General features: G+C 74.4%; 20 protein-coding genes. 15 read left to right on the top strand and 5 right to left on the bottom strand.

Features of this window, described 5'->3' with window-relative positions; all coding sequences use genetic code 11:
- Positions 1-33: 33 nt before the first annotated feature.
- The 5 genes from CRP39_RS08830 (at position 34) to CRP39_RS08810 (ending at position 4005) form a co-directional block, all read left to right on the top strand.
- A complete protein-coding gene (locus CRP39_RS08830; RefSeq protein WP_097206005.1) occupies positions 34-333 on the top strand; it encodes a hypothetical protein in 300 nt (99 codons plus the stop codon).
- A gap of 137 nt (positions 334-470) precedes the next feature.
- Positions 471-1454: a Bug family tripartite tricarboxylate transporter substrate binding protein gene (locus tag CRP39_RS08825; protein WP_097206004.1), complete on the top strand. Its 984-nt coding sequence runs from the start codon at positions 471-473 to the stop codon at positions 1452-1454.
- On the top strand, positions 1451-2029 hold the full coding sequence (locus CRP39_RS08820) for a tripartite tricarboxylate transporter TctB family protein (protein ID WP_172442352.1): 579 nt from the start codon (positions 1451-1453) through the stop codon (positions 2027-2029). Before CRP39_RS08825 ends, CRP39_RS08820 begins: the two co-directional genes overlap by 4 nt.
- Complete coding sequence (locus tag CRP39_RS08815; RefSeq protein WP_097206002.1) at positions 2030-3598, top strand: tripartite tricarboxylate transporter permease; 1569 nt, start codon at positions 2030-2032, stop codon at positions 3596-3598.
- Positions 3595-4005 carry a universal stress protein gene (locus tag CRP39_RS08810; protein ID WP_097206001.1) on the top strand — a complete coding sequence of 137 codons (411 nt, stop codon included), beginning with the start codon at positions 3595-3597 and terminating at the stop codon, positions 4003-4005. The genes CRP39_RS08815 and CRP39_RS08810 overlap by 4 nt, the downstream gene beginning before the upstream one ends.
- A 15-nt stretch (positions 4006-4020) precedes the next feature.
- Here CRP39_RS08810 and CRP39_RS08805 read toward each other — a convergent pair whose 3' ends face one another.
- Positions 4021-4914, bottom strand: a complete 894-nt coding sequence (locus tag CRP39_RS08805) for an alpha/beta fold hydrolase (protein WP_097206000.1) — start codon at positions 4912-4914, stop codon at positions 4021-4023.
- A gap of 155 nt (positions 4915-5069) precedes the next feature.
- On the opposite strand from CRP39_RS08805, the gene uvrC reads away from it, so the two are divergent.
- From uvrC to CRP39_RS08755, 10 genes are all read left to right on the top strand, one after another.
- Positions 5070-7145, top strand: coding sequence for an excinuclease ABC subunit UvrC (gene uvrC, locus CRP39_RS08800; protein ID WP_097205999.1), 2076 nt, complete (start codon positions 5070-5072; stop codon positions 7143-7145).
- Between the two features lie 73 nt (positions 7146-7218).
- Positions 7219-8190 (top strand): RNase adapter RapZ, encoded by a 972-nt coding sequence (gene rapZ / locus CRP39_RS08795; RefSeq protein WP_245853714.1) that lies wholly within the window; start codon positions 7219-7221, stop codon positions 8188-8190.
- Positions 8191-8237: 47 nt separating this feature from the next.
- Positions 8238-9170 (top strand): gluconeogenesis factor YvcK family protein, encoded by a 933-nt coding sequence (locus CRP39_RS08790; RefSeq protein ID WP_245853712.1) that lies wholly within the window; start codon positions 8238-8240, stop codon positions 9168-9170.
- A gap of 118 nt (positions 9171-9288) precedes the next feature.
- Positions 9289-10269 carry a DNA-binding protein WhiA gene (whiA, locus tag CRP39_RS08785; RefSeq protein ID WP_097205997.1) on the top strand — a complete coding sequence of 327 codons (981 nt, stop codon included), beginning with the start codon at positions 9289-9291 and terminating at the stop codon, positions 10267-10269.
- Positions 10270-10556: 287 nt separating this feature from the next.
- On the top strand, positions 10557-11561 hold the full coding sequence (gap, locus tag CRP39_RS08780; RefSeq protein ID WP_097205996.1) for a type I glyceraldehyde-3-phosphate dehydrogenase: 1005 nt from the start codon (positions 10557-10559) through the stop codon (positions 11559-11561).
- Positions 11561-12754: a phosphoglycerate kinase gene (locus CRP39_RS08775; protein ID WP_097205995.1), complete on the top strand. Its 1194-nt coding sequence runs from the start codon at positions 11561-11563 to the stop codon at positions 12752-12754. The genes gap and CRP39_RS08775 overlap by 1 nt, the downstream gene beginning before the upstream one ends.
- Positions 12755-12765: 11 nt before the next feature.
- The gene (tpiA, locus tag CRP39_RS08770) at positions 12766-13620 is read left to right on the top strand and encodes a triose-phosphate isomerase (RefSeq protein ID WP_245853710.1); all 855 of its coding nucleotides are present in this window, start codon (positions 12766-12768) and stop codon (positions 13618-13620) included.
- Between the two features lie 31 nt (positions 13621-13651).
- Positions 13652-15442 carry an ABC transporter substrate-binding protein gene (locus tag CRP39_RS08765; RefSeq protein ID WP_097205994.1) on the top strand — a complete coding sequence of 597 codons (1791 nt, stop codon included), beginning with the start codon at positions 13652-13654 and terminating at the stop codon, positions 15440-15442.
- A gap of 91 nt (positions 15443-15533) precedes the next feature.
- Complete coding sequence (gene secG, locus CRP39_RS08760) at positions 15534-15767, top strand: preprotein translocase subunit SecG (protein WP_221201373.1); 234 nt, start codon at positions 15534-15536, stop codon at positions 15765-15767.
- Between the two features lie 192 nt (positions 15768-15959).
- Positions 15960-16301 carry an RNA polymerase-binding protein RbpA gene (locus CRP39_RS08755; protein ID WP_097205993.1) on the top strand — a complete coding sequence of 114 codons (342 nt, stop codon included), beginning with the start codon at positions 15960-15962 and terminating at the stop codon, positions 16299-16301.
- A 58-nt stretch (positions 16302-16359) separates the two neighbouring features.
- On the opposite strand, the gene CRP39_RS26735 is transcribed toward CRP39_RS08755, so the two are convergent.
- The 4 genes from CRP39_RS26735 to zwf form a co-directional block, all read right to left on the bottom strand.
- Entirely contained in the window at positions 16360-16533 is a 174-nt protein-coding gene (locus tag CRP39_RS26735) for a hypothetical protein (protein ID WP_172442350.1), read from the bottom strand.
- A 173-nt stretch (positions 16534-16706) separates the two neighbouring features.
- On the bottom strand, positions 16707-17522 hold the full coding sequence (gene pgl / locus CRP39_RS08750) for a 6-phosphogluconolactonase (RefSeq protein ID WP_097205992.1): 816 nt from the start codon (positions 17520-17522) through the stop codon (positions 16707-16709).
- Complete coding sequence (locus CRP39_RS08745) at positions 17519-18616, bottom strand: glucose-6-phosphate dehydrogenase assembly protein OpcA (protein ID WP_097205991.1); 1098 nt, start codon at positions 18614-18616, stop codon at positions 17519-17521. The genes pgl and CRP39_RS08745 overlap by 4 nt, the downstream gene beginning before the upstream one ends.
- A 52-nt stretch (positions 18617-18668) precedes the next feature.
- Positions 18669-20186, bottom strand: coding sequence for a glucose-6-phosphate dehydrogenase (zwf, locus tag CRP39_RS08740; protein ID WP_097205990.1), 1518 nt, complete (start codon positions 20184-20186; stop codon positions 18669-18671).
- Positions 20187-20295: the final 109 nt, after the last annotated feature.

Raw genomic sequence — 20295 nt, 5'->3', positions numbered from 1 at the left:
GGGCGCTGTCCCGCACCACGCGAGCCACCGGCGATGAGCGCGCTCACGCCCGACTGCGACCCGGACCTCTCCGGCTGCGGTTCGGTGACGGACCGCCCGGGCCCGGGGATCCGCTCCACCCTGGTGCTGCTGGGCGCCCTCGTGGCCTCCGTGCTCGTGGCCACCGGCGACGCGGTGCCGATGGTGCTGAGCGTCGTCGCCGGTGGGGTCGCGCTCCTCTCCACATGGGCGCTGGCCCGCCGGGTCGTGCGCCTCGCGCGGCGCGCCGCGCCCGCCGTCGCCGCACACGGGGCGTCGGTCGCCGCGGTGCGGCGGTCCCGCCCGGCAGCCTGACCGTCGCGCCGTCGCGCCGTCGCGCCGTCGCGCCGTCGCGCCGTCGCGCCGTCGCGCCGTCGGGGCGAACAGGCCGTTCGCCCGGTCCGGGGTTACGGTGAGTCCTCTCGTTCCTCGCCCCCGGAGGGGGTCCCGGCATGCCGCTGAGCCGCAGGTCGTTCCTCGCCGGCGTGGTCGCCGCGCCGGTCCTCGGCGGGCTGGCCGGCTGCGCCGGCACGGTGGTCCAACCCGGCGACCTCTCCCGACTGCGGATCATGGCGCCGGCCAGCCCCGGCGGCGGCTGGGACACCACGGCGCGGGTGATGCAACGGGTCATCCAGCAGAGCGGCCTGGCCCGCAACGTGCAGGTGTTCAACGTCGAGGGCGCCGGCGGGGTGATCGGCCTGGGCCAGCTCGGCCGTGAGGACGACGACGCCCTGCTGATGATGATGGGCCTGGTCATGGTGGGCGCCGTCGACACCAACGACTCCTCCACCCGGCTCACCGACGTCACCCCCATCGCCCGGCTCATCGGTGAGACGGAGCTGATCGCCGCCCCGCCCGACGCGCCCTTCGACGACATCGCCGGCTTCGTGGAGGTCTGGGCGGCCGACCCGGCCGCCACGCCGATCGCCGGTGGCTCCGCCGGCGGCACCGACCAGATCCTCGCCGGCCTGCTCGCCCAGGCCGCCGGCATCGACCCGGCCCAGGTCAACTACATCCCGTACTCCGGTGGCGGCGAGTCGCTGTCGGCGATGCTCGGGGGCCAGGTGACGGCCGGCATCTCCGGCACCGCCGACTACGGGCCCCAGGTGGCCTCCGGAGACCTCAAGGGGCTGGCGGTCTCCACCGCCGAGCGCAGCGACCAGGTGCCCGACGTCCCCACGCTGATCGAGTCGGGCTTCGACGTCGAGGTCTCCAACTGGCGTGGCGTCATGGCCCGCCCCGGCATGACCGCCGGCGCGCGGGAGGACCTCATCGCGCTGGTCGTCGACACCCACGACAGCGACGAGTGGGCCGAGGCGCTGGAGAACAACGGCTGGGACGACCTCCTGCTCACCGGGGACGACTACGCGGAGTTCCTGGCCGCGGAGGAGGCGCGGGTGCGCGAGATCCTGGTACAGATCGGCCTGATCCAGTGACCGCGCCCGAGCCCGTGCCGGCCCCGCCGGGCGACGTGGGGTCGCCGGCCACCGGCCCCCCGGAGACCGCGGCGGCGCGGGCCGGCCGCAACAACGGCGAGCTCGCCCTGACCGTCCTGCTCGGCGTCCTCGGGGTCTACCTGGTCGTGGACGCCGGCAGCATCGCCGTCCCCGGGTCGGCGAGCAACGTCGGGCCGCGGTTCTTCCCCTACCTCGTCGGCGGCCTGATCATCGTCACCGCTGTGGCCCTCGGCGTGCGGGTGTTCCTCGGCGACCGCGGTCCCGCCGACGAGAGCGAGGACGTCGACCTCACGGCCGGCACCGACTGGCGCGCGGTCGGCATCATCGCCGCAGCCTTCCTCGCCCACGCCCTCCTCATCAACGTGATCGGCTGGCCGCTGGCGGTCACCCTGATGTTCGGCACGATCGCCTGGGCCCTCGGGGCCCGTGGCATCGTCCGGCCGCTGCTCGCCGGGGGGATCACCTCGGTCGTCGTCTGGATCGTGTTCGTCAAGGCGCTCAACGTGGCGCTGCCCGGCGGGACGTTCCTCGAGCTGGCGACGAGCTGGTTCTAGATGGACGCCCTCACCGATCTCGCCGCCGGCTTCGCCGACGCCCTCACCCCGATCAACCTGCTGTTCGCGTTCATCGGGGTGCTGCTGGGGACGGCGGTCGGCGTCCTCCCCGGCATCGGCCCGGCCATGACCGTGGCGCTGCTGCTGCCGGTCACCTACGTCCTCGAGCCGACCAGCGCGTTCATCATGTTCGCCGGCATCTACTACGGCGGCATGTACGGCGGGTCGACGACGTCGATCCTGCTCAACACCCCCGGCGAGGCCAGCTCGATCATGACGGCGCTCGAGGGCAACAAGATGGCCAAGGCCGGCCGCGGGGCCGCGGCCCTGGCGACCGCGGCCATCGGGTCCTTCGTGGCCGGGACGATCGGCACCCTGCTGCTCGCGCTGGTCGCGCCCACCGTGGTGGACCTCGCCATCGGGATCACCGCGGCGGACTACTTCGCGCTGGCCGTGTTCGCCTTCGTCGCGGTGGCCACGGTGCTGGGTGCGTCCCCGCTGCGCGGCCTGGCCTCCCTGGGCTTGGGGCTCTACCTCGGGCTGGTCGGCACCGACGTGCTCACCGGTCAGGAGCGGTTCACCGTCGGCGTCCCGCAGCTGTCCGACGGCATCGATGTCGTCGTCGTGGCAGTGGCCCTCTTCGCCGTCGGGGAGGCGCTGTACGTCGCCTCCCGACTGCGGCACGGGCCCGTGCAGGTGATGGACGCGTCCGGCCCCTACATGACCCGCTCGGACCTGCGCCGCTCCTGGGCGCCGTGGCTGCGTGGCACCGCGCTCGGGTTCCCGTTCGGGGCGCTGCCGGCCGGCGGTGCCGAGATCCCGACCTTCCTCTCCTACGCCTCCGAGCGGCGGCTCACGAAGCACCCCGAGGAGTTCGGCAAGGGCGCCATCGAGGGGGTGGCCGGCCCGGAGGCGGCGAACAACGCCGCGGCGGCCGGCGTGCTGGTCCCGCTGCTGACGCTCGGGCTGCCGACGTCGGCCACCGCGGCGATCCTGCTGGCCGCGTTCCAGGGCTACGGCATCCAGCCGGGCCCGACCCTGCTGACCACCGAGTCGACACTGGTCTGGACGTTGATCGCGGCCCTGTTCATCGGCAACACGATGCTGCTGGTGCTGAACCTGCCACTGGCCGGCGTGTGGGTGAAGCTGCTGCGCATCCCGCGGCCCTACCTGTACGCGGGCATCCTGCTGTTCGCCTCGCTCGGGTGCTACGCGGTGAACGCCGACCCGCTCGACCTGGTGCTGTTGCTGCTGCTCGGCGGGCTCGGGTTCGTCATGCGGCGCTACGGCTGGCCCGTGGCGCCGGCGATCATCGGCCTGATCCTCGGGCCGATCGCCGAGACCAACCTCCGGCGGGCGCTGGCCATCAGCGGCGGCGACCTCAGCGTCCTGGTCGACACCTGGTTCAGCCGGATCGTGCTGCTGCTGTCGTTCCTCGCCCTCGTCGTGCCGATCGTGTTGCGCGTCGTCCGCGGGCGCCGGTCGACGCCGGAGGAGCTCCAGGAGACGGGCGAGCTGCGCCACCACGAGACCGCGGCGGCCAACCGCGAGGGAGGGGAGGGCTCGTGAGCGGGGTCGTGGTCGTCGGCGTCGTCCCCAACCCCCGGGGTCAGGCGGCGCTCGAGCACGCGGTCGCCGAGGCACAGCGGCGGGGCGCGCGGCTGGTCGTGGTCAACAGCTCGCGCGGTGACGCGCTGGTCGACGAGGAGTACCTCCAGGGCCCCCCGCTGCGGCAGCTGGAGGCGGACCTGACGGTGTCCGGCGTGCCCTTCGAGCTCCGCCAGCCGGTGGGCCGCGACGTGGCCGAGGAGCTGGCCGCCGCCGTCGCGGAGACCGACGCGGACCTGCTGGTGATCGGGCTGCGCCGGCGCTCGGCGGTCGGGAAGCTGCTCATGGGCAGCGCCGCCCAGCGGATCCTGCTCGACGTCGACTGTCCGGTCCTCGCCGTGAAGGGCCCGCCGCGGAACGGGGGGTGACGTCGCCCGCCCGGCTCAGCCCGACCGCGTCTGCGGCCGGTCCGGCGACGGGTGGGCGCTGTCCGCGGCGTGGTCCGCGGCCGTGCGCGGGGCCGGGGTCCCGGAGCCGGCCTCGACCTCGTCCCAGAACGCGGCCACGCGGGCGTTCCACCGGTCCGGCACCTCCTGGAACGGCTGGTGCGACTCGGTCTCCCAGACCTCGAAGCGCGCGCCCGGGATGGCGTCGGCGACCGCGCGACCGAGTTCCGGGCGCGCCGTCGGGTCGATGCCGCCGGCCAGTACGAGCGTGGGCGCGGTGATCGTCGGCAGTGAGCCGGTTCCGTCATGGGCCCAGAAGGCGCTCAGGAAGCGGTGCAGGTCGTCCGACGACTGCTTGTGGGGGAAGTCGACGACCTCGTCGATGATGGCGGCGACGGTGCCGTCGTTGTGCGCCCTGGGCGTGTAGATGCTCAGGAAGAAGTGCTCGAGGAACGTCCGCTCGTCCGGCGCGGCGTCGATCAGCCACTCGATGAACCGTCCCCACGCACGGAGGTAGGGGTCGGGCACCACCCAGGTGCTCTGCAGGACCAGGCTGCGCACCCGGTCCGGGTGCCGCGCCGCCAGCTCCTGGCCGATGATGCTGCCGCCGGAGAAGCCGGCCACGTGCGCCGACGCGATGCCGTGCGCGTCCAGCACCGCGGCGGCGTCGTCGGCCATCGCCGCCACCGTCACCGGACCGGCCGGCATCGCCGTGCGCCCCGCGCCCCGGTTGTCGAACGCGGTCAGCCGGTACCGGTCGGCCAGCCCGTCCAGCTGGAACTGCCAGGACTCGACGGTGTCGCCGAGCCCACCGATCAGCAGCACGTCGGGGCCCTGCCCCACCTGCTCGGTCCAGATCTCGAGCGCGCCGGAGCGGACGTGGGCACCCATCGGTGGGCCTTCCTCGCGCCCCCGTGCACCGGACAGGGTGGAGCCGACGGCGGGAGCGTGTCAACGGCCGGGGAATCACACCGATGTCGTCCCGGTGACCCCGGCCGCCCCGGTACCCGGGCGAACCGTCGTCCGGCCCACCTAACCTGGGGGCCATGCCCGACCCGTCCACGTACCGACCGGCGGTCGGCAGCATCCCGGAGGACCCAGGGGTCTACAAGTTCCGCGACCCCAGCGGGCGGGTGGTCTACGTCGGCAAGGCCAAGAACCTCCGGCAGCGGCTGAACAGCTACTTCGCCGACGTCGCGGGCCTGCACCCCCGCACCCGGCAGATGGTGACGACGGCGGCCAGCGTCGAGTGGACCGTCGTCGGCACCGAGGTGGAGGCGCTCCAGCTCGAGTACAACTGGATCAAGGAGTTCGACCCCCGGTTCAACGTCCGGTACCGCGACGACAAGAGCTACCCGTCGCTGGCCGTGACGCTGAACGAGGAGTACCCGCGGCTGCAGGTCATGCGCGGCCCCAAGAAGAAGGGCGTGCGCTACTTCGGGCCCTACGCGCACGCCTGGGCGATCCGCGAGACGCTCGACACGCTCACCCGGGTCTTCCCGGCGCGCACCTGCTCCAACGGCGTCTTCAAGCGGGCGGGGCAGATCGGCCGGCCCTGCCTGCTCGGCTACATCGGCAAGTGCGCCGCACCCTGCGTCGGCCGGGTCTCCGCCGAGGAGCACCGCGAGATCGTCGACGACTTCTGCGACTTCATGGCCGGCCGCACCGAGCAGATGGTGAAGCGGCTGGAGCGCGAGATGGCCGCCGCCGCCGAGGCGATGGAGTACGAGAAGGCCGCCCGGCTGCGCGACGACCTGGGAGCGCTCAAGCGGGCGATGGAGAAGCAGGCCGTCGTCCTCGGCGACGGCACCGACGCCGACGTCGTGGCCTTCGCCCAGGACGAGCTGGAGGCCTCGGTGCAGGTCTTCCACGTGCGCGGCGGGCGGGTGCGCGGCCAGCGCGGGTGGATCGTCGACAAGGTCGAGGAGGTCACCACCGGCGAGCTCGTCGAGCAGTTCCTCCTGCAGGTGTACGGGGGCTCCGGCGCCGGGGCCGAGCAGTCCGCAGAGGCGGGGGAGGCGGTGCCGCGGGAGGTGCTCGTCCCGGAGCTGCCCGCCGACGCCGACGTCTACGCCGAGCTGCTCAGCGAGCTGCGCGGGTCGCGGGTGTCCCTGCGGGTGCCCCAGCGCGGGGACAAGCGGGCGCTGCTGGAGACGGTGGAGCGCAACGCCAAGGAGGCGTTCGCCCGGCACCGGGTCAAGCGGTCCAGCGACCTCACCGCCCGGTCGCTCGCCCTCAGCGAGCTGCAGGAGGCGCTGGAGCTGCCCGAGGCCCCGCTGCGGATCGAGTGCATGGACGTCTCGCACGTCCAGGGCACGAACGTCGTGGCCAGCATGGTCGTCTTCGAGGACGGCCTGGCGAAGAAGTCCGACTACCGCCGGTTCTCCGTCACCAACGGAACCGACGACACCGCGGCGATGGCCGAGGTGGTCCGCCGGCGGTTCGCCCGCCACCTCAAGGAGGAGACCGACCGCAAGGACGAGCAGGGCATCGCGGCGGAGGAGGGGCGGCCGCGCCGGTTCGCCTACCCGCCCAACCTGCTCGTCGTCGACGGCGGCGCGCCCCAGGTGGCCGCCGCCGCGCGGTCCCTGGACGAGCTGGGCATCGTCGACGTCGCCGTCTGCGGCCTGGCCAAGCGCATGGAGGAGGTGTGGCTGCCCGGCGAGACGGACCCGGTGATCCTGCCGCGCACCTCCGAGGCGCTGTACCTGCTCCAGCGGGTGCGCGACGAGGCGCACCGGTTCGCGATCACCTACCACCGGCAGAAGCGCTCCACCAGCATGCTGGTCTCCCTGTTGGACGACGTCCCCGGTCTCGGGGAGACGCGGCGGAAGGCGCTGATGAAGCAGTTCGGATCACTCAAACGGCTGAGGGCGGCCACCGTCGAGGAGCTGGTGGCCGTGCCCGGCATCGGCCGGCGGACGGCGGAGGCGGTCCTGGCCGCCGTGACACGGCCGGAGACGGGGTCCTCCGGTGACGCGGCGGACCCCCTGGACGCCATGGCCGCCGGGCCCGCCGACGAGGTCGTGGAGAGCACCACGGCCCCGGCCGGCCCCGCCGAGCGCGGCACGCCGCAGTCGGCCGCCGGGTCCACCGCCGAGGTCGGGCTGGTGGCCTCGTGAACGAGCTCGCGAGCTCACGCAGGGGCAGGGCAGTGCCACGAACGCGTCCGACGAGCGCCAGCGGGGAGGACGCGTGAGTGAGCTGACCCGTGCCCACGGGGCGGGCGCCCTCGGCACACCGCCGGGCACCTCGGGCCACCCGCACACCGACGTCCCCCCGCCGATCGACCCGACGTCGACCGAGACCCAGCCGCTGGACGTCGTCGTCGTGACCGGCCTGTCCGGGGCGGGCAAGAACAGCGCCGGCCGGGTGCTGGAGGACCTCGGCTGGTTCGTCGTGGACAACCTGCCGCCGGCGCTGCTGCTGCCGATGGTGGAGCTGGGCGCCCGCGGCGACGTCCGCCGGTTCGCCGCGGTCGTCGACGTCCGCAGCCGGGCGTTCTCCAGCGACCTGCAGGAGGCGATCCGCATCCTGGCCGAGGCCGGTCACCGCCCGCGGGTCGTGTACGTGCACGCCCGCGACGAGGTGCTGGTGCGCCGGTACGAGTCGGTCCGCCGGGAGCACCCGCTGCAGGGCAGCGGCACGCTCATCGACGGCATCTCCACCGAGCGGGCGCTGCTCACCGGCATCGCCGGCGAGGCGGACCTGTGGGTGGACACCAGCGACCTCAACGTGCACCAGCTGCGCGCCACGCTGGAGAACGCCTTCGCCCGCGAGGGCCAGACGCCGCCGCTCACGGCGACCGTGCTCAGCTTCGGGTTCAAGTACGGGCTGCCGCTGGACGCCGACCTCGTGGTCGACGCCCGGTTCCTGCCCAACCCGCACTGGCTGCCGGAGCTGCGACCGCACACCGGCCAGGACCCGGACGTGCGCGACTACGTCCTCAGCCAGGAGGCCGCCGCGCCGTTCCTCGACCGCTACACCGACGTGCTGCGGCTGCTGATCCCCGGCTACCGGCGGGAGGGCAAGCGGTACCTGACGCTCGCCGTGGGCTGCACCGGCGGCAAGCACCGCAGCGTCGCGATCGCGGAGGAGTTCGCCCGGCGGCTGTCCGCCGACGGCATCGACGTCGCCGTGCAGCACCGCGACCTGGGCCGCGAGTGATGGGGGCCGGGGACACCGTGCCGCCGGTCCCGCGGCGAGCGCCGCGCGTGGTCGCGTTCGGCGGCGGCCACGGGTTGGCCGCCGCCCTCGGCGCGTGGCGGAGGCTCACCGACGACCTCACCGCGGTGGTCACCGTGGCCGACGACGGCGGCTCCTCCGGGCGCATCCGCCGCGAGATGCCCGTCCTGCCGCCGGGGGACCTCCGCATGGCGCTCACCGCGCTCGCCGACGACGGCGAGCACACCCGCGAGATGAGCCGGCTGCTCCAGCACCGCTTCGGTGGCACCGGTGTGCTGGCCGGCCACCCCGTGGGCAACCTCGTGCTCACCGGGCTGATCGAGCTGCACGGCGGCGACACCGTGCGGGCGCTGGACGACCTGTGCCGGCTGCTCGGCGCCCGCGGCCGGGTGCTGCCCATGGCCGACGTCCCGCTGGACCTCGTGGCGCGGGTGGAGAGCACCGACCCCGACGACCCCTCGCGGACCCGCACCATCCGCGGCCAGGTGGCGATCGCCAGCACGCCTGGCCGGGTCCGGGACATCATCGTCTCGCCGCCGGACCCGCCGGTGAACCCGGCGGTGCTCGACGCGATCGCCACCGCGGACGTCGTCTCGCTGGGCCCCGGGTCCTGGTACACCTCGGTGCTGCCGCACCTGCTGGTCCCGCGGCTGCGGGCGGCGCTGGCCGACAGCCCCGCCCGCGTGGTGGTCGTGCTGAACCTGGAGCCGCAGCCGGGGGAGACCGACGGCTTCTCGCCGGAGGAGCACCTCACGGTGCTCCGCGCCCATCTCGGCGGAGTGGCGCTGCACACTGTGATCGCCGATGTCGACTCGGTTGTTGACCGCTGTGGTCTCCTGTCTGCGGTGCGCGAGTGCGGTGCGGAGCTGGTCCTGGCTCCTGTCGCCGAGCTCGACGGGGCACCGCGGCACGACCCGGCCCGCCTCGCGGCGGCGCTGCAGTCGGCCGTGGGGGCGCGCTAGGCATGGAAATCCATGGCCGGTTACCGGAACCTCAGGTGCGGGAACCGGCACGAAGGGCAGTAGAGGGGACGCCGCACATGGGGCCTGGTTACCCCGGGGGGACGTGGGGGTGGATGGCATGGCGATGACGGCCATGGTCAAGGACGAGCTGTCTCGGGTGGAGTGCACCAAGACCTCCGAGCGCAAGGCGGAGGTCACGGCGCTGCTGCGGTTCAGCGGCGGCCTGCACATCGTCGGTGGCCGGGTGGTCATCGAGGCCGAGCTCGACACCGGCTCGGTGGCCCGGCGCCTGCGCCGCGACATCAGCGAGGTCTACGGCTACACCAGCGGTGTCAGCGTGCTCGCCGGCGGCAACATCCGCCGTGGCGTGCGCTACCTCGTCCGCATCGCGAAGCACGGCGAGGGCCTGGCCCGGCAGACCGGACTGGTCGACCAGCGTGGCCGCCCGGTCCGCGGGCTGCCGCCGTCGGTCGTCTCCGGCGGGATCAACGACGCCGAGGCCGCCTGGCGCGGGGCCTTCCTCGCCCACGGGTCGCTGACCGAGCCGGGTCGCTCGTCGTCCCTCGAGGTGACCTGTCCCGGCCCCGAGGCGGCCATGGCGCTGGTCGGGGCGGCCCGCCGGCTGGGCATCGCGGCCAAGGCCCGCGAGGTGCGCGGCGCGGACCGGGTCGTCGTCCGGGACGGCGACGCGATCAGCGCGCTGCTGACCCGCATGGGCGCCCACGACGCGGTGCTGGCCTGGGAGGAGCGGCGGATGCGCCGCGAGGTCCGTGCCACCGCCAACCGGCTGGCCAACTTCGACGACGCGAACCTGCGCCGCTCGGCCCGGGCGGCCGTGGCCGCCAGTGCCCGGGTGGAGCGGGCGCTGGAGATCCTCAACGGCGATGCCCCCGAGCACCTGCTGGTCGCCGGGCGGCTGCGCCTGGAGTTCGGCCAGGCGTCGCTGGAGGAGCTCGGCCAGCGCGCCGACCCGCCGATGACGAAGGACGCCGTCGCCGGGCGGATCCGCCGCCTGCTGGCGATGGCCGACAAGCGCGCCAAGGACCTCGGCATCCCCGACACCGAGTCCGTCGTGACCGAGGACATGCTGGCCCAGTAGTCGAAGGACCCCCTGCCCCCCGCCACTCGCAGGCTCGCGGCGGGACCCTGCAGGGGGCCGTTCCAGTACGTCACCACGCTCGGCGCGGGACCCTGAAGGGTGGCCGTTCCAGTACGTCACCGGGCTCGCGGCGGGACCGCGCAGGGGGCCGCTGGGGAGGCGGCCCGGGTCGCCTCCCCAGGCGGCCCGGGCCCCGTCGTCCCGGGGCAGATAGGGTCGTCGCCGGGGTGAGGCCGCGCAGTGGCGCGGCCCCCGACAGACAGCGTCGACCGACATCGGAGGCTGCAGTGACCGTACGGGTGGGCATCAACGGATTCGGCCGGATCGGCCGCAACTTCTGGCGCGCGGCCGCGGCCAGCGGCCAGGACATCGAGATCGTGGCGGTGAACGACCTCACCAGCCCGGAGGCCCTGGCGCACCTGCTGAAGTACGACAGCATCCTGGGCAAGCTCGCCGAGGACGTCGCGGCCGACGGCGAGGGCATCAAGATCGCCGGGAAGACCATGAAGGTCCTCTCCGAGCGCGACCCGGCCAACCTGCCCTGGGGCGACCTGGGGGTCGACGTCGTCGTCGAGTCCACCGGCTTCTTCACCAAGGCCGCCGACGCGCGCAAGCACGTCGACGCCGGTGGCGCCAAGAAGGTCATCATCTCCGCGCCGGCCACCGACGACGACATCACGATCGTCATGGGCGTCAACGACGACCTCTACGACGGGTCGCAGACGATCATCAGCAACGCGTCCTGCACCACGAACTGCCTGGCGCCGCTGGCGAAGGTCCTCAACGACGCGTTCGGCATCGAGCGCGGCCTGATGACCACGATCCACGCCTACACCGCCGACCAGAACCTGCAGGACGGCCCGCACAAGGACCTCCGTCGCGCCCGCGCCGCCGCGCTGAACATGGTCCCGACGTCCACCGGCGCCGCGAAGGCCATCGGCCTGGTGCTGCCGGAGCTCAAGGGCAAGCTCGACGGCTACGCCATCCGCGTCCCCGTGCCCACCGGCTCGGCCACCGACCTCACCGTGCAGCTGACCCGCGAGGCGTCGGCCGAGGAGATCGACGCCGCCTACCGCGAGGCCGCCGCCGGCCCGCTGGGCAGGTACCTCACCTACACCGACGCGCCGATCGTCTCCTCCGACATCGTCACCGACCCGTCGTCGTGCATCTACGACGCGAAGCTGACCAAGGTCTTCGGCCCGATGGCCAAGGTGCTCGGCTGGTACGACAACGAGTGGGGTTACTCCAACCGGCTCGTCGACCTCACCTCGCTGGTGGGCAAGTCCCTCTGATGCGGTCCCTCGACGACCTGCTCGCCGAGGGGGTCTCGGGTCGGCGCGTGCTCGTGCGCGCCGACCTGAACGTCCCCGTCGACAAGAGCACCCGCGCCATCACCGACGACGGCCGGATCCGGGCCAGCCTGCCCACGCTGCAGGCGCTCCGGGACGCCGGCGCCCGCGTGGTCGTGGCCGCCCACCTCGGCCGGCCCAAGGGGGCGCCGGACCCGCAGTTCTCGCTGGCCCCGGTCGCCGAGCGGCTCGGCGAGCTGCTCGGCGTCACGGTGCCCCTGGCCGCCGACGTGGCGGGCGACGACGCGCAGGCCAAGGCCGCCACCCTGGGCGACGGCGACGTCCTGCTGCTGGAGAACGTCCGGTTCGAGGCGGCCGAGACGTCCAAGGACGACGCCGAGCGGGGCGCGCTGGCCGACCGGCTGGCGGCGCTGGCCGACGTCTACGTCGACGACGCCTTCGGCGCGGTGCACCGCAAGCACGCCTCGGTGTTCGACGTCGCCCAGCGCCTGCCGCACGTCGCCGGCCGTCTGGTCGCCCGGGAGCTCGACGTCCTCACCCGGCTGACGCAGGACCCGCAGCGGCCCTACGTCGTCGTCCTCGGCGGCTCGAAGGTCAGCGACAAGCTCGCCGTCATCGAGGCGCTGCTGCCCAAGGTCGACCGGCTGCTGGTCGGCGGCGGGATGTGCTTCACCTTCCTCGCCGCCCAGGGCCACGGGGTCGGGAAGTCGCTGCTCGAGGAGGACCAGGTCGAGACCTGCCGGCGCCTGCTGGCCGAGGCGGGGGACCGCATCGTGCTGCCGCTCGACGTGGTCTGCGCGCCGGAGTTCAGCGCCGAGGCCTCCACGACCACGGTGACCGTGGAAGCGATCCCCGGCGAGCAGCTGGGCCTGGACGTCGGGCCGCGCACCGTCGAGCTGTTCGGGGCGACCCTCGGCGACGCGCGCACCGTGTTCTGGAACGGCCCGATGGGTGTCTTCGAGCTCGCGCCGTTCCAGGCAGGCACCCGCGGCGTGGCCGAGGCCGTCGGCGCCGTCGACGGGCTGTCGGTCGTCGGTGGCGGGGACTCCGCCGCGGCGGTGCGCCAGCTCGGTCTCGACGAGGCCGCCTACGGGCACATCAGCACCGGCGGCGGGGCGTCGCTGGAGTACCTCGAGGGCCGGGAACTGCCGGGCCTCGCGGTGCTGGCGGACTGAGGGGAGCGGACGTGGCACGGAAGACCACACCGGCGCGCCGGGAGGGGCGGCGCCCGCTGATCGCCGGCAACTGGAAGATGAACCTCACCCACCTCGAGGCCATCGGCCTGGTGCAGAAGCTCGCGTTCTCCCTCAAGGAGCCCGAGCTCGAGGCCGCCGAGGTCGTCGTCCTGCCGCCGTTCACCGCGCTGCGCAGCGTGCAGACGCTGGTGACCGGCGACAAGCTCGAGGTCGGCTACGGCGCGCAGGACCTCTCCGCCCACGACTCCGGCGCCTACACCGGCGAGGTCAGCGGCGCGATGCTGGCGGCCCTGGCCTGCCGGTACGTCGTCGTCGGACACTCCGAGCGCCGGGCGCTGCACGGTGAGGACGACGCGGTCGTCGCGAGCAAGGTGCAGGCGGCGCTGCGGCACGGCCTGGTCCCGATCCTCTGCGTCGGGGAGGGGCTCGACGTCCGCAGGGCCGGCACGCACGTGTCGCACTGCACCACGCAGCTCGACGCCGCGCTGGAGGGGCTGACCGCCGAGCAGCTCCTCGCACCCGGCGACGGCGCCGGCAGCGGGGGTGCCGGGTCCGGCGGCGGGGTGGTCATCGCCTACGAGCCGGTCTGGGCCATCGGCACCGGCGAGGTGGCCACACCCGAGGACGCGCAGGAGGTGTGCGGTGCCATCCGGTCACGGCTCGCCGAGCGTTTCGGCCCGGAGGCGGCCGCCGTCGTCCGTATCCTCTACGGCGGGTCGGTGAAGGCCGCGAACACGGTCGGGATCCTGGCCGGGCCGGACGTCGACGGCGCGCTCGTCGGTGGTGCCAGCCTGGACGCCGACGAGTTCGTGCAGATCTGTCGGACAGCAGCCGACGGCAGCTGACCGCCGCCGGCCCGTAGGGGGAAGCGGGTAGGTGGACAGCACGCAGGAGCGGTCGGCGGGGCGGGTCCCGGCCTGGGCCCGGGGCACCCGCGGCCGCGTCCTCGGGATCGCCGCCGCCGTCGTCCTCGTGGTCGTGGGGGCCGTCACCTGGAGCGGCCGCGGGGACGACGAGACGGGCGTCCCCGTGTCGGGCGGCGGCCCGGACGCCGGGCTCACCGGTGTCCGGGCACCGTCCGACGCGACCGGCGGGACGCTGCGGGTGGTGGCCGGTGAGCTCGACAGCCTCGACCCGCAACGCTCGTACCTGCCCGCGGTGTGGAACCTCATGCGGCTCTACGCCCGCACGCTGGTGACCTACTCCACGGAGCCGGGCGCGACCGACGGGCTGGTGCCCGATCTGGCGACCGACCTCGGGACCACACCCGACGGAGGGACGACCTGGACCTTCACCCTGCGCGAGGGCGCCCGGTTCGAGAACGGCCGGACGATCACATCCCGCGACGTCAAGTACGGCATCGAGCGCTCCTTCGCATCCGACGTCATCGTCGGCGGCCCCACCCACGTGGTGGAGCTGCTCGACGACCCGGGCAACCCCTATGCCGGCCCCTACCAGGACGAGGCCCCCGACAAGCTGGGCCTGGCCGCGATCGAGACCCCGGACGACCGCACGATCACCTTCCGGCTGCGCACCGCCGAACCGGACTTCCCCTACGTGATGGCGCTCCCGTCCAGCAGCCCGGTGCCGATCGAGAACGACACCGCCGCCGACTACGGCCGTGACCCGGTGTCCTCCGGGCCCTACGCGGTCACCTCCGTCGACGCCGCGACGGGCATCCTGCTCGACCGCAACCCCCAGTGGGACCCGGCGAGCGACGACGTCCGCACCGCCCTGCCCGACCAGGTCCTCGTCCGCACCGGGCTGACCGGGGTCGAGCGGGACCAGGCGCTGCTGGCCGGCTCCGCGGACGTCGACGTCTCCGGCACCGGCGTCCAGGCGCCGACGACGGCACGGCTCGCCGAGGGCACCGGCGGCGACGTCCCGCTGGGCGACCGCGTCGACGAGGTGACCAGCGGGGTGGTGAGGCTGCTCGCGCTGCCCACCAACGTCGCGCCCATGGACAACCCGGAGTGCCGGGCCGCGGTCGTCGCGGCCGTGGACCGGCGGGCGGTGCAGGAGCAGCTCGGCGGGTCGGTCAACGCCGTGCGCACCTCGCAGCTGTGGCCGCGCGGGCTGGTCGGCGGCCCGGAGGAGTCCGATCCGCAGCCGGACCCGGACGCCGCCCGCGAGCACCTGCGCGCCTGCGGCCAGCCGGACGGCTTCCACACCGTGCTCGCCGTGCCCGACGCCGCGACCAGCGTGGCCGTCGCCGAGGAGATCGCCGGCCAGCTGGGCGCGATCGGCATCGAGGTCGAGGTCCGGCCGCTGGCCGCGCCGGGCTTCTACGCCACCGACGTCGGGAACCCCGACAACGTCGCGGCCAACGGGTTCGGCATCGTGCTCGCCACCTGGACGGCCGACTTCCCGACGCCCGGCTCGTTCCTCGTGCCGCTGGTCGACGGCCGGTCGGTGAGCCCGGTGGGCAACACCAACTTCGCGCGGCTGACCGTCCCCGAGGTCGACGCGCTGATCGACACCGCGCGCACCGCCGGTGAGGGCGCACGGACGGCCTGGCGGGACGTCGCGGCCGCGGCCACGGCGACCGGTGCCTACGTGCCCCTCGCGGAGACGCGGGTGCAGCTGCTCGCGGGGCAGCGGTTGCGCAACGGCGTGGTGATGGCGGCCTACACCGGCTACGACCTGGCGACCGCCGGCGTCCGCTGAGCGGCGCCCGCCGGGTGACGCGTCCCCCGACTGAGGGCGGGTCCCGGCCGCGTCGGCCGGGCGGGCGCGGCCGGTCGGTTACCCTCGAGTCATGATCGAGCTGGTCCTCAACCTCCTGCTGGTGCTCACCAGCGTGCTCCTCGTGGTGCTGATCCTCCTGCACCGGGGCAAGGGTGGTGGCCTGTCTTCGATGTTCGGCGGTGCGGTCTCCTCGCAGCTGTCCGGTTCCTCGGTGGTCGAGAAGAACCTCAACCGGCTCACCGTCTTCACCGGGCTGGTCTGGGCCGTCTGCGTGATCGGCATCGGGATCCTGCTCAAGGCCTGAGGCAGGCCCGCCCCCCATCGCTCGCGAGCTCGCGACGGGACCCAGCAGGGGCCGGAGCCCCGGGACAGACCCCACCATTTCGGGACGACCTCGTTCCGTGGCACAAAACGTGACCAGGATCGCGCTCTCCAGGCCCTAGACTGCCCGCGCGGCAGAGGTCGCCGCAGACCGCTGGGGACACAGGGGGCGCTCGTGGCTGGTGGGAACGCGATCCGGGGCACCCGGGTGGGTGCAGGGCCGATGGGTGAGGCCGAGCGCGGTGAGGCCGCGCCGCGTCACCGGGTGGGCTACTGGTGCACGCAGGGGCACGAGACCCTGGTTGCCTTCGCCTTCGACGCCGAGGTGCCCGAGCTGTGGGACTGCCCTCGGTGCGGCCTCCCCGCCGGGCAGGACCAGGCGGCTCCGCCGCCGGCCCCCCGTACCGAGCCCTACAAGACCCACCTCGCGTACGTGCGGGAGCGGCGCAGCGACGCCGACGGCGACGCGCTGCTCGAGGAGGCGCTCGCCAAGCTGCGCGCCCGCCGCGGCGCCTGACCGACTCCGACGCTCACCGCCCGGTGCCCGAGCCGTCCGCTCGGACACCGGGCGGTCGTCACTCCGGGGCCGGGCGGGGGAGGGGGAGCGGGGCGTGGGCCCGCCAGGCGCCCTGCTCGTGGTCCCAGTAACAGCCGCGGTGCCGCGACACGGGCGGCGCCGGCGGACGGGCCGGCAGCGGGAGCAGCACGTCGGGGACGGGCTGGCCGACGGCGAGGGTGGGTATGGTCATGGGGCTCTCCGCGCTGGCGCCGACGGGGCGGCGCGATGGCGCCGTCGTCGGGATCCACTGGTGCCTTGTGCTCGGGTACGTCGGGCAGTGTGCGCGCCGTGTCCCGCGCGGACCAGGGGACCAGGTCCCGGGGGCCTGGGCAGCGCGTCGCTCGACCTCGCGCGCGGTGCGGGCTACCGGGCGGCGTCGAGCTCCCCGGCCGCGGCGGCGTCCAGCAACCACCGGGTGGCCCGGCGGCCGTGCACCCCGGCGGCGGGGAGCTGTTGCGGCCCGGCGCCGGCCCGCAGGGCCGCCGCCACGGCGGGTGCCTTCCCCTCACCGGAGACGAGCAGCCAGATCTCCTCGGCGGCGTTGATCGCGGCGAAGCCGAGGCTGATCCGGGTGGGGGGCGGCTTGGGGCAGTCGCGCACCGCGACCACGAGCCGGTCGTCGGAGGCGGCGGGGGAGTCCGGGAAGATCGACGCCACGTGTCCCTCGGGGCCCATGCCGAGCAGCAGCACGTCGACGCGGGGCAACGCCGCACCCTCCGGGGCGGCTGCGGCCAGCTGCTCGGCGTACCAGGCGGCGGCCTCCTCGGGCTCGGCGAACCCGGCGTCCGAGGCGGGCATCGCGTGCACCCGCTCGGCCGGGACGCCGACCGGGTCCAGCAGGGCCCGGCGGGCGCCGGTCTCGTTGCGCTCCTCGCTGCCGGCGGGTACGAACCGCTCGTCGCCCCACCAGACGTCCACCGCCGTCCAGTCGACCCGTTCCCGCTCCGGCTCGGCCGCCAGCGCGGCGGCCCGCTCGAGGACGGCGGTGCCGATGCCGCCGCCGGTCAGGACCACCGTCGCGGTGTCGTGCACCGCCTGGGCGGCCGCGAGCCGCGCGACCAGCGCGGAGGCGACGGCGCGGGCGAGGTGGTCGGCGTCGGGCTCGACGACGACGTCGGGGACGGGCCGGCCGTCGTCGGGCAGCGCCGCGGCGATCCGGTCACCCGGCGAGAAGCTCACCGGCTCACCTCCTGGGTGTCGTGCTCGCCGTGCTCGGCCGCGTCGTCGGAGCCCTGCGAGTCGAGGGGCACGGTCGGCAGCGGCTCGCCGTCGCCGCCCCGGACCTCCGCGGGGTCGAACCAGACGTGCTCGCGGACGGGAGAGCGGTCGGCGAGGCCGTGCACCCCGGTCGTTGCCTCCAGGGCCTCGGCGAAGGGCTCGTCGGGATCCAGCCGGCGCAGCTCCTCACCGATCAGGTCACCGAGCTGGCGGTCGGGCAGCGCCACGGTCGCCTCGGGCCGGTACGGCTGGGCGATCAGCGCCCCGCCGCGACGGTCGGCGGTGACCCGCACCTCCTCGTCCTGGTCGAGCTGGAGGACGACGGAGCAGACGCCGCTCGGCCCGGGCCGCCGGTCGCCCTCGGTGACGGTGACCTCGCAGCCACACCGGGCGCTCAGCCAGCCGGCGAGCAGCTCGGCGGTCGCGTTCCCCGGCTCGCCCTCGACCCGGCCCCCGCGCACGCGGACGACGTCCCCGCGGCGACCGGACACCGAGTCCACCGTCGAGGTGAGCGTGGCCCGCCAGGGCGTGCTGCGGGTCCAGGCCAGGTCGGTGTCACCCGGGGAGTAGTCGGCGGCGCGGGTGCGCAGGGCGGCCAGCTGGTCGTCGGCCAGGGAGGTGTCGGTTATCCGCCGGTCGGCGATGACGGCGAGCGCGTCGGTGGCCAGCCGTTCCGGCGGGGCGCCGTGCCACCAGGTGACCACCGGCGCGTCGGCGGCCAGCAGCGGCAGCACCACCGACTCGGCGTGCAGCCCCAGCCGGCCGTACATCCGCATGACCACCGCCTCCCCCGGACCGAGGCGGCCGCCGATGAGCACCTCGGCGTCCAGCCGGGGCGAGGGTGCCTCGATCTGGCGGCGGACGACGATGAGCAGCCGGCAGGGGTGCTGCTCGGCGGCGGCGGTCGCGGCCTCCTCGGCCTCGGCGACCCGGCCCTCGTCGGCCACGACCACCAGGGTGAGGGCGACGCCGGAGAGCACGGCGCCGCCGGTGCGCCGCTGCGCGGCCAGCTCCTTGACCACCGCGGAGCCGGTGGTGTCCCACAGGGTCGTCATGAGGTCTCCTCGGATCGGTCGGGGGAGGGGGTGGCGGGCCGGGACCGGGTGGTCACGGGCGTCGCCACCGGCGTCCCTCGGCGGCGAGCATCTCGTCGGCGGCACGCGGGCCCCACTCGCCGGCCCGGTACGGGTGCGGCGTCGTCCCGGCCCAGAACTCCTCGAGCGGGTCGATGACCGCCCACGACGCCTCCACCTCGGCGTTGCGCGGGAAGAGCGTGGCGTCGCCGAGGAGGACGTCGAGCAGGAGGCGCTCGTAGGCCTCGGGACTGGCCTCGGTGAACTGCTCGCCGTAGAGGAAGTCCATCGACACGTCGCGGACCTCCATGACGCTGCCGGGCACCTTCGACCCGAACTTGAGGGTGACGCCCTCGTCCGGCTGGACCCGCACGACCAGCTGGTTGTTGCCCAGCTCCTCGGTGTCGGTGGCGGCGAAGGGCAGGTGCGGCGCCTGCTTGAAGACCAGCGCGATCTCGGTGACCCGCCGCGGCAGGCGCTTGCCGGTGCGCAGGTAGAACGGCACGCCCGCCCAGCGGCGGGTCTCGACGCCCAGCCGCACGGCGGCGTAGGTCTCGGTGGTCGACTCCGGGTCGACGCCCTCCTCCTGCCGGTAGCCGGACGCGCGCTGCCCGGCCAGCCAGCCCTGCTCGTACTGCCCGCGGACGGCGAAGGTGCCGAGGTCCTCCGGCAGCGAGATGGCCCGCAGCACCTTGAGCTTCTCGGTGCGGATCTCCTCGGCGGAGAACTCGACCGGTTCCTCCATGGCGGTGAGCGCCAGCAGTTGCAGCAGGTGGTTCTGCAGCACGTCCCGGGCGGCGCCGGTCTCCTCGTAGAACCCGGCCCGCCCGCCGATCCCGACGTCCTCGGCCATCGTGATCTGCACCGAGTCGACGTGGTGGCCGTTCCACACCGGCTCGAACAGGGTGTTGGCGAACCGCAGCGCCATCAGGTTCTGGACGGTCTCCTTGCCCAGGTAGTGGTCGATGCGGAAGACGTCGTCGGCGGTGAACACCGAGTCGACCAGCGCGTTGAGCTCGCGGCTGGAGGCCAGGTCGGTACCGAACGGCTTCTCCACCACGACCCGGCGCCAGCGGTCGGGCGTGCTGTCGGCCATGCCGGTCCGCTGCATCTGCTTGAGCACGATGGGGAACATCGCCGGGGGGATGGACAGGTAGAACGCCGCGTTGCCGCCGATGCCGTGGGTGCCCTCCAGCTCGCCGAGGGTCGCCGCGAGCTGGTCGAAGGCGTTGTCGTCGTCGAACGAGCCCTGCACGAACCGGACGCTGCCGGCCAGCCGCTCCCAGACCTCCTCGCGCCACGGCGTGCGGGCGGCCTTGCGGGCGGCGTCGCGGGCCAGCTCGGCGAAGTCCTCGTCGCCCCAGTCCCGCCGGGCGAAGCCCAGCAGGGCGAAGTTGGTCGGCAGCAGCCCCCGGTTGGCCAGGTCGTACACCGCGGGGAGCAACTTCTTGCGGGCCAGGTCGCCGGTGATGCCGAACACCACGAGCGCGCACGGCTCGGGCACGCGGGGCAGCCGCCGGTCCCGCGGGTCCCGGAGCGGGTTGGAGATCATCGTCCGTCCTCGAGGTCGGGGTGCGGGCTCGCCGTCCGGCGCGGCGGTGGACCGGGCGGCGGGTGGATCGGGGGTGCGGCCGTGGACCGTTCCCCTCGGACTGCGATCC

The organism is Geodermatophilus sabuli (assembly GCF_900215145.1).
Taxonomy (GTDB): Bacteria; Actinomycetota; Actinomycetes; order Mycobacteriales; family Geodermatophilaceae; genus Geodermatophilus; species Geodermatophilus sabuli.
This window is presented reverse-complemented; position numbering and strand designations above follow the sequence as displayed.

What these genes read in the sequence shown, in the direction of transcription:
- CRP39_RS08830 (WP_097206005.1), top strand. Translation starts at nt 34, where the DNA reads ATGAGCGCGCTCACGCCCGACTGCGACCCGGACCTCTCCGGCTGCGGT.
- CRP39_RS08825 (WP_097206004.1), top strand. Translation starts at nt 471, where the DNA reads ATGCCGCTGAGCCGCAGGTCGTTCCTCGCCGGCGTGGTCGCCGCGCCG.
- CRP39_RS08815 (WP_097206002.1), top strand. Translation starts at nt 2,030, where the DNA reads ATGGACGCCCTCACCGATCTCGCCGCCGGCTTCGCCGACGCCCTCACC.
- CRP39_RS08805 (WP_097206000.1), bottom strand. Translation starts at nt 4,914, where the DNA reads ATGGGTGCCCACGTCCGCTCCGGCGCGCTCGAGATCTGGACCGAGCAG.
- uvrC (WP_097205999.1), top strand. Translation starts at nt 5,070, where the DNA reads ATGCCCGACCCGTCCACGTACCGACCGGCGGTCGGCAGCATCCCGGAG.
- whiA (WP_097205997.1), top strand. Translation starts at nt 9,289, where the DNA reads ATGGCGATGACGGCCATGGTCAAGGACGAGCTGTCTCGGGTGGAGTGC.
- CRP39_RS08775 (WP_097205995.1), top strand. Translation starts at nt 11,561, where the DNA reads ATGCGGTCCCTCGACGACCTGCTCGCCGAGGGGGTCTCGGGTCGGCGC.
- secG (WP_221201373.1), top strand. Translation starts at nt 15,534, where the DNA reads ATGATCGAGCTGGTCCTCAACCTCCTGCTGGTGCTCACCAGCGTGCTC.
- CRP39_RS26735 (WP_172442350.1), bottom strand. Translation starts at nt 16,533, where the DNA reads ATGACCATACCCACCCTCGCCGTCGGCCAGCCCGTCCCCGACGTGCTG.
- CRP39_RS08745 (WP_097205991.1), bottom strand. Translation starts at nt 18,616, where the DNA reads ATGACGACCCTGTGGGACACCACCGGCTCCGCGGTGGTCAAGGAGCTG.
- zwf (WP_097205990.1), bottom strand. Translation starts at nt 20,186, where the DNA reads ATGATCTCCAACCCGCTCCGGGACCCGCGGGACCGGCGGCTGCCCCGC.